This is a genomic window from Streptomyces sp. NPDC058877 (assembly GCF_042742855.1).
In the GTDB taxonomy this organism is placed as follows: Bacteria; Actinomycetota; Actinomycetes; order Streptomycetales; family Streptomycetaceae; genus Streptomyces.
This window is the reverse complement of sequence record NZ_JBHYMF010000264.1, coordinates 1-8,135: the sequence shown is the minus strand read 5'-3', so window position 1 is coordinate 8,135 and position 8,135 is coordinate 1. Positions and strand designations below refer to the sequence as shown.

Sequence of the window (8,135 nt, the reverse complement as noted above, 5' to 3'; positions counted from 1 at the left end):
CCCCCTTCCGTACTCGTACCACCTGACCGGCCCCGGGCCGCAAGGCGCCCGGACTCCCCGCACCGCTCCTCCGGGACCCGGAACGCACGGCCGGGGGCGTCAGGACTCCGAACCGGCCTCGCGGCGGACCTGCAGCAGGTCCTCCAACTGCTCTTCGCGGGCCTGTGCCGCCACGAACAACAGCTCGTCACCGGCCTCGAGGGTCTCCTCGGGGCCCGGCGTGAGCACCCGGGAACCGCGGATGATCGTCACCAGCGAGGTGTCCTGGGGCCAGGCCACCTCCCCGACCTGGGTGCCGGTGACCGCAGACTCCGGCGGGAGCGTCAACTCGACCAGGTTCGCGTCACCGTGGCTGAAGCGCAGCAGCCGGACCAGATCGCCGACGCTCACCGCCTCCTCGACCAGGGCCGACATCAGACGCGGTGTCGAGACGGCGACGTCCACGCCCCAGGCCTCGCTGAACAGCCACTCGTTCTTCGGGTTGTTCACCCGGGCGACCACGCGCGGCACGCCGTACTCGGTCTTCGCGAGCAGCGAGACCACCAGGTTCACCTTGTCGTCACCGGTCGCCGCGATCACCACGTTGCAGCGCTGCAGCGCCGCCTCGTCGAGCGAGGTGATCTCACAGGCGTCGGCCAACAGCCACTCCGCCTGGGGCACCCGCTCCACCGAGATGGCGGTCGGAGCCTTGTCGACCAGCAGGACCTCGTGACCGTTCTCCAACAGCTCGCCGGCGATGGACCGGCCCACCGCGCCCGCGCCCGCAATAGCGACACGCATCAGTGACCGCCCTCCTCGGGACCTTCGGCGAAGGCCGCCTCGACCTTCGCGATCTCCTCCGTGCGCATCATCACGTGGACCAGGTCGCCCTCCTGCAGCACCGTCTGCGAGGTCGGCAGAATCGCTTCGCCCAGTCGGGTGAGGAAGGCGACGCGCACGCCGGTCTCCTCCTGGAGCCGGCTCACCTTGTGACCGATCCACGCCGGGGAGGTGTGGACCTCGGCGAGCTGGACCGCGCCGCTCGGGTCGCGCCACAGCGGCTCCGCGCCGGACGGCAGCAGCCGGCGCAGCATCTGGTCGGCGGTCCAGCGGACCGTCGCGACCGTCGGAATGCCGAGGCGCTGGTACACCTCGGCCCGCCGCGGGTCGTAGATCCGCGCGGCCACGTTCTCGATGCCGAACATCTCGCGCGCGACCCGCGCCGCGATGATGTTCGAGTTGTCGCCGCTGCTCACCGCGGCGAAGGCACCGGCCTCCTCGATGCCCGCCTCACGCAACGTGTCCTGATCGAAACCCACGCCCGTGACGCGACGGCCGCCGAAGCCCGACCCCAGACGACGGAAAGCCGTCGGGTCCTGGTCCACGACCGCGACGGTGTGCCCCTGCTGTTCGAGGGTCTGCGCGAGAGCGGCTCCCACTCGCCCGCAGCCCATGATGACGACGTGCACGTCCCCTTACCCCGCACTCCTGATCGTCTTGCTGACCTGCGAAAACACCCTGCTCACAACTTTCTTCGCCCGATGCGCCCGGGCCGCGGCGGGCGACGCCCTGCCGGGTCACCCGGTCCGAGCTTAAGCGTCAACGCTGGCGGGGACCGCATCCGAGGTGGTACTCAGGGAGATTCGGTGTGCTTCGGGGGTGCCGGTGCGCGTGGCTCTTTTCGAACGCTTACGATCCTCTGCGTGTCCAAACTGACCGACGTGCCCAAACGGATCCTGATCGGGCGGGCCCTGCGCAGCGACAAGCTCGGCGAGACCCTTCTCCCCAAGCGGATCGCCCTTCCCGTCTTCGCCTCCGATCCGCTGTCCTCGGTGGCGTACGCCCCGGGCGAGGTGCTGCTCGTCCTCTCCGTCGCCGGCCTGTCGGCCTACCACTTCAGCCCGTGGATCGCGCTCGCGGTCGTCGTCCTGATGTTCACGGTGGTCGCCTCCTACCGGCAGAACGTGCACGCCTACCCGAGCGGCGGTGGTGACTACGAGGTCGCCACCACCAACCTCGGCGCCAAGGCAGGACTCACCGTCGCGAGCGCACTGCTCGTCGACTACGTGCTCACCGTCGCCGTTTCGATCGCCTCCGGCATCGAGAACCTCGGCTCCGCCGTACCGTTCGTCGTCGAGCACAAGGTCGCCTCGGCGATCGCCGTCATCGTCCTCCTCACCCTCATGAACCTGAGGGGAGTGAAGGAGTCGGGCAGCCTCTTCGCCATCCCCACGTACGTCTTCGTCTTCGGCGTCTTCGTCATGATCATCTGGGGTGCGTGGCGCGGCCTCGTCCTCGACGAGACCATGAAGGCCCCCACCGCCGACTTCGAGATCAAGCCCGAACACCCGGGCATGGCCGGCTTCGCACTGGTCTTCCTGCTGCTGCGCGCGTTCTCCTCCGGCTGTGCCGCCCTCACCGGGGTCGAGGCCATCTCCAACGGCGTCCCCGCCTTCCGCAAGCCCAAGTCGAAGAACGCCGCCACCACGCTCGCCCTCATGGGCGGCCTGGCCGTCACCATGTTCTGCGGCATCATCTTCCTGGCCATGGCCACCGACGTCCGGATGGCCGAGAAGCCCGCCCAGGACCTGTTCCTGAACGGCACGCCGGTCGGCGAGGGATACGTCCAGGACCCGGTCATCTCCCAGGTCGCCGCCGCCGTCTTCGGCGACGGGACGTTCTTCTTCGTCGTCCTCGCCGCCGCCACCGCGCTTGTCCTCTTCCTGGCGGCCAACACCGCGTACAACGGCTTCCCGCTCCTCGGCTCGATCCTCGCCCAGGACCGCTACCTGCCGCGCCAGCTGCACACCCGCGGCGACCGCCTCGCCTTCTCCAACGGCATCGTGCTCCTCGCCGGCGCCGCGGCCCTTCTCGTGTGGGTCTACGGGGCCGACTCGACCCGCCTGATCCAGCTCTACATCGTCGGCGTCTTCGTCTCCTTCACCCTCAGCCAGATCGGCATGGTCCGGCACTGGAACCGACACCTGCGGACCGAGAAGTCCCCGGCGAAGCGCCGCCACATGATCCGCTCCCGCGCGATCAACACCTTCGGCGCCTTCTTCACCGGCCTCGTCCTCGTCGTCGTCCTCGCCACCAAGTTCACCCACGGGGCCTGGGTCGCCCTGCTCGGCATGGTGATCTTCTACGTGACGATGACCGCCATCCGACGGCACTACGACTCCGTCGCGGCCGAGATCGCCGCCGCCGAGGAACGCCCCGACGAGTACGTGCGCCCCTCCCGCGTCCGTTCCCTCGTCCTCGTCTCCAAGCTCCACAAGCCCACCCTGCGCGCCCTCGCCTACGCCAAGCTGATGCACGCGAGCGAGCTGGAGGCCCTCACCGTCAACGTCGACCCGGTGGAGACCAAGGCGCTCAAGGCGGAGTGGGAGCGGCGGGGCATCAACGTCCCGCTGAAGATCCTCGACTCGCCGTACCGCGAGATCACCCGCCCGGTCATCGAGTACGTCAAGAACCTCCGCAAGGAGAGCCCGCGCGACGCCGTCTCCGTCTACATCCCCGAGTACGTCGTCGGCCACTGGTACGAGCACCTGCTGCACAACCAGAGCGCCCTACGGCTCAAGGGCCGGCTCCTCTTCACCCCCGGCGTGATGGTGACCTCCGTCCCCTATCAGCTCCAGTCCTCCGAAGCCGCCAGGAAGCGGGCCAGGAAGCGGCAGGAGTGGAACGCGCCGGGCTCGGTCCGCCGCGGACCGGTGGAGAAGCGGCAGAAGGAACCCGCCGCGAAGAGCAACTAGACTGGTGGGCTGCCGTGCACACGGCAGCCCACCTTTGCGGTCCCCCCGTTTCCTCCCCCTCGTCTGGAGCTCCCCGCCATGCAGAACACCCCTGTCGCGTCCTTGGTCGGGGAGGAGTACGAGGTCGAGGTCGGCCCGGTGGCCCACGGCGGCCATTGCATCGCCCGTACGGAGGCGGGCCGGGTCCTCTTCGTCCGCCACGCGCTGCCCGGCGAACGGGTCCGGGTGCGGGTGACCGAGGGCGAGGAGACCTCCCGCTTCCTGCGCGCCGACGCCATCGAGGTCCTGGACGCCTCCAAGGACCGCGTCGAAGCCCCCTGTCCCTTCGCCGGCCCCGGCAAGTGCGGCGGCTGCGACTGGCAGCACGCCAAGCCGGGAGCCCAGCGCCGCCTCAAGGGCGAGGTCATCGCCGAGCAACTGCTGCGACTCGCCGGACTCACCCCCGAACAGGCCGGCTGGGACGGAACCGTCATGCCCGCCGAGGGCGACAAGCTCCCCGCGGGCGAGGTTCCGCAGTGGCGCACCCGCGTCCAGTACGCCGTCGACGCCGAGGGGCACGCGGGGCTCCGCAAGCACCGCTCCCACGAGGTCGAGGTCATCGACCACTGCATGATCGCCGCCCCCGGCGTCTCCGAGCTCGGCATCGAGAAGCGCACCTGGGAGGGCATGGCCGCCATCGAAGCCATCGCCGCATCCGGCTCCCACGACCGCCAGGTCATCCTCACCCCGCGCCCCGGCGCCCGCCTGCCGCTCGTCGAACTGGACAAGCCGGTCTCCGTGCTCCGCGTCGACGAGAAGGACAGCGGCGTCCACCGCGTCCACGGCCGCGGCTTCGTCCGGGAGCGCGCCGACGACCGCACCTACCGGGTCGGCAGCGGAGGCTTCTGGCAGGTCCACCCGAAGGCGGCACAGACCCTCATGCTCGCCGTCATGCAGGGCCTCACCCCGCGCAAGGGAGAGACGGCCCTCGACCTCTACTGCGGCGTCGGCCTCTTCGCCGGTGCACTCGCCGACCGCGTCGGCGACCAGGGAGCCGTCCTCGGTATCGAGTCCGGCAAGCGCGCGGTGGAGGACGCCCGGCACAACCTGGCCGGCTTCCCGCGCGTCCGCATCGAGCAGGGCAAGGTCGAATCGGTCCTCCCGCGCACCGGCATCACCGACGTCGACCTCATCGTCCTCGACCCGCCCCGCGCGGGCGCGGGCAAGCAGACCGTGCACCACCTGGCCGGCCTGGGCGCCCGCCGCATCGCCTACGTCGCCTGCGACCCGGCGGCCCTGGCCCGCGACATCGCCTACTTCGCCGAACGCGACTACCGGGTGCGCACGCTGCGCGCTTTCGACTTGTTCCCGATGACCCACCACGTGGAGTGCGTGGCGATCCTTGAACCCATCGCGAAGGCCGCCTGACCTGCAGGTTTGCCGATGCGCATTATGTGCGTTGTGGGCGTTACGGGCGATATCTTGACGCTCGTGACGCTCATTTGACGCTCGACGGACGCATTTCCTGAAGGGGTGTCAGCATTAGCTGACGCGTCATCAGTAGTGAGAAGCCGTCCTGGACCGGGCCTGTGCCCGGTCGGGGAGGCGGCTTCTGCGTGCGGCGATCGGGCCCGGTGCCGGACCCCTCGGCGCGTCGGCCGAACTCTCACCGCGAACACGCTCTGTAGCGGAGAATGAAATGGTTCAGCATGACCACCCTGCTGATGGCGCGCGTTCCTGGCCGGGGCAGGCAGATCGGCTGACCTTTCCCTCGTAGCGAAGAGACCGTGACTGCAGGGGAAGTTGACGGTCATGGAAGGTATGAGGCGGAAGTTCGACGCGGAGTTCCGTGAGGGGGCTGTGCGGATCGTGGCCGTGACCGGCAACACTTCCTGCCGGGCACTCGGCGTGTCGGAGGTGTGGTTCTACAAGTGGCGCCGTCGGCCGTTGGAGCCGACGAAACGTGAGGTCAGACGGGCGGCGCTGGCCGAACGGATCCGCTACTTCTTCGACCGCTCGGGCCGGACCTACGGCTCGCCGAGGATCACGCTGGACCTGTGGGAGGAGGGCTGGCAGGTGTCGCAGAACACCGTCGCCGAGATCATGGCCGAGCTCGGCCTGCAGGGCCGTAAGCCCCCGCGTCGACGCCGCTCGCTGACCCGCCAGGGCAGGAGGAAGGCCGCAGCCGACCTGGTCCTGCGCCGGTTCGACGCGATCGCGCCCAACGTGCTGTGGTGGGGCGACATGGCGGAGATCGACACCGGTGAGGGCAAGCTCTACCTCGCCAGCGTCCACGACGCGTTCTCCCGCCGGGCCGTGGGCTACGCGATGGGCGAGCGGCACGACACCTCGCTGGTCAGCGCCGCGCTGCAGATGGCGATCGCCACCCGGGGCGGGGAGGTGGACGGCGTCATCTTCCACACGGACGGCGGCTCGGAATACACGTCCGAGGCGTTCGGACAGCTCTGCGGCCGGTGGGGCGTGGTGCAGTCCATGGGGCGCGTCGGGTCCGCCCTGGACAACGCCGCAGCGGAGTCGTTCCACTCCGTCCTCAAGGTCGAGTACGTCCACCGACACCGGTTCGCCACCCGCGCCGAGGCGAGGCTGAAGACCGCCACGTGGATCGCGGACTTCTACAACACGAGGCGTCGCCACAGCGCGGCCGGCGGGAAACCGCCCGTCGAGTTCGAACGGACCATCCAGGAAGCGCGAGCCCGGACCGGTCAGGAAGGCCGGGCCGCATAACCAACGTCTCTACGCAACCAGGGGATTGACACCGCCAGGATGAAGTCGGATCGGGTGAGGGTCTTGTCGAGGTTTTGCGGCACCACTGCGCTTGCGGCCAATAGGGTCGCCTCATGAACGACTACTTCGGTGTGGCAGGTGGTGTAGCCGCGACCATGGCAACGGGCATAGCGGCGTGGGTGGTAGCGGCAAGGTCGCGCATGTGGGCGGCTGAGCGCCGTGAGCGCGAGGCATTGAACACCCGACCGGCGGGTTCACACGCCGTGGATACCCAAGCAGTCGTAGCGCACCGGAACTCGAATGCCTCGGGGGGACTGCGGATCCCGCCGGCTGGACCACGCCCACTCCCTCATGCTCCTTCGGCCACCAATTGGCCTGAGGACGCACTGCGTCTTTTCGAGCAGGTTCCTGGCGGCAGAATGACGCCCGTCAACCTTGGCCCGCAGCCATGGTCCGGAGCAGACGTGAAGCCTTGAGGATGCGGGCGGAGTCCGCCCGTTCCGCTTTGACAGACTCCATCGGTGTCGCCATGAGGCCGCGAGCGTGACCTCGTGGTCGGCGGGACCCAGAGGCCGGATGGTTGGTGGCTTCGGCAAGCGGCCTCGAGAGCGTCGGTGACCAGACGCGCGGGGTCCCATGGGTTCCGTGTGATCGCTGGTGCACGGCAGTGAACCCCTGGGCGCGGGGCCAGATGGGAACCTGGCCCCGCACCGGTGAGACGGCGATCAGTGACCTGCGTCCCTGGGCTCCCTGCTGTAGGCGTCCTTGATCACCTCGCAGATGGTGCGGACCGGCTCAGGCTCGAACACACCCATGTGGTCGGATGCCACGGGGTGACGGAACACCTGTCCGCCGATGTACGGGGCCCAGACCCGGGCCTTGTCGATGCCGTACATCGGATTGCCTACGGCGTCGAAGAGCACCGCGTCTCCGTCGAAGACACCTGGTTCGAACTCGGTGATCAGGCGGATGTGGTTGAGATAGACGTCGACGAGCCGCTCCACGACCGCCGGCTCGAAGTGGGCCCCGCCGCCGGTCTCCTGGCGCACCGCCTGCGCTGCCTCCTCGCGCGTCGGCCGCCACCTGGCTTCCGCGGCCTGCTTCTCGGGCAGAGGTATGACGTCCAGCAGCCCGAGAAGGGACACTTCCTCGCCCTGCTGCTGCAGCTGTACCGCCATGGCGTGGGCGACGAGGCCACCGAAGGACCAGCCGAGCAGGTGATAGGGACCGCTCGCCTGCACGGAGCGGATCCGGGTGACGTAGTCCTCGGCCATCTCGTCGAGAGTGCGGGCCGGCTCTTCGTGTTCGCCGACACCGCGTGCCTGGAGCCCGTACACGGGCTGGTCGACGCCGAGTTCACGGCCGACCGCGTAGTACGACCAGCTCAGACCGCCGGACGGATGGATGCAGAAGAGCGGGGCGCGGGTACCGCTGGTGCGGATCGGGAACAGCGTGCCGTAGTCGTCCGACCCCGAGGCGGTGTCGATGATCTCGGCGAGCGCCGCCGGGCTCGGCGAGCGGAACAGGTCCTGGACTCCGACCCTGGTGTCCAGGACCTGCTGGATGCGGCGTAGCAGCATGGTGGCGAGGAGGGAGTGGCCTCCGAGGTCGAAGAAGCTGTCGTCGACGCCGACGTGTTCCACGCCGAGGATGTCGGCGAACAGGCCGCACAGGATT

The 8,135-nt window shown here is 69.2% G+C and carries 6 protein-coding genes; 3 read left to right on the top strand and 3 right to left on the bottom strand.

Annotated elements, in window-relative coordinates; genetic code table 11:
• Nucleotides 1–99 precede the first annotated feature (99 nt).
• Nucleotides 100–780: a potassium channel family protein gene (locus ACFW2Y_RS33220; protein ID WP_384886670.1), complete on the bottom strand. Its 681-nt coding sequence runs from the start codon at nucleotides 778–780 to the stop codon at nucleotides 100–102.
• Entirely contained in the window at nucleotides 780–1,448 is a 669-nt protein-coding gene (locus ACFW2Y_RS33215) for a potassium channel family protein (protein ID WP_384886667.1), read from the bottom strand. Before ACFW2Y_RS33215 ends, ACFW2Y_RS33220 begins: the two co-directional genes overlap by 1 nt.
• A gap of 234 nt (nucleotides 1,449–1,682) precedes the next feature.
• Between ACFW2Y_RS33215 and ACFW2Y_RS33210 the strand changes: the two genes are divergently transcribed.
• The 3 genes from ACFW2Y_RS33210 (at nucleotide 1,683) to ACFW2Y_RS33200 (ending at nucleotide 6,458) form a co-directional block, all read left to right on the top strand.
• Nucleotides 1,683–3,734: an APC family permease gene (locus ACFW2Y_RS33210; RefSeq protein ID WP_384886664.1), complete on the top strand. Its 2,052-nt coding sequence runs from the start codon at nucleotides 1,683–1,685 to the stop codon at nucleotides 3,732–3,734.
• Nucleotides 3,735–3,812: 78 nt separating this feature from the next.
• On the top strand, nucleotides 3,813–5,141 hold the full coding sequence (locus ACFW2Y_RS33205) for a class I SAM-dependent RNA methyltransferase (protein WP_384886662.1): 1,329 nt from the start codon (nucleotides 3,813–3,815) through the stop codon (nucleotides 5,139–5,141).
• A 384-nt stretch (nucleotides 5,142–5,525) separates the two neighbouring features.
• Nucleotides 5,526–6,458: an IS3 family transposase gene (locus ACFW2Y_RS33200; protein WP_384886659.1), complete on the top strand. Its 933-nt coding sequence runs from the start codon at nucleotides 5,526–5,528 to the stop codon at nucleotides 6,456–6,458.
• Between the two features lie 725 nt (nucleotides 6,459–7,183).
• Here ACFW2Y_RS33200 and ACFW2Y_RS33195 read toward each other — a convergent pair.
• Nucleotides 7,184–8,135 (bottom strand): alpha/beta fold hydrolase (locus ACFW2Y_RS33195; RefSeq protein WP_384886656.1); only part of this gene is annotated, 952 nt, incomplete at its 5' end.

What these genes read in the sequence shown, in the direction of transcription:
- ACFW2Y_RS33220 (WP_384886670.1), bottom strand. Translation starts at nt 780, where the DNA reads ATGCGTGTCGCTATTGCGGGCGCGGGCGCGGTGGGCCGGTCCATCGCC.
- ACFW2Y_RS33205 (WP_384886662.1), top strand. Translation starts at nt 3,813, where the DNA reads ATGCAGAACACCCCTGTCGCGTCCTTGGTCGGGGAGGAGTACGAGGTC.
- ACFW2Y_RS33200 (WP_384886659.1), top strand. Translation starts at nt 5,526, where the DNA reads ATGGAAGGTATGAGGCGGAAGTTCGACGCGGAGTTCCGTGAGGGGGCT.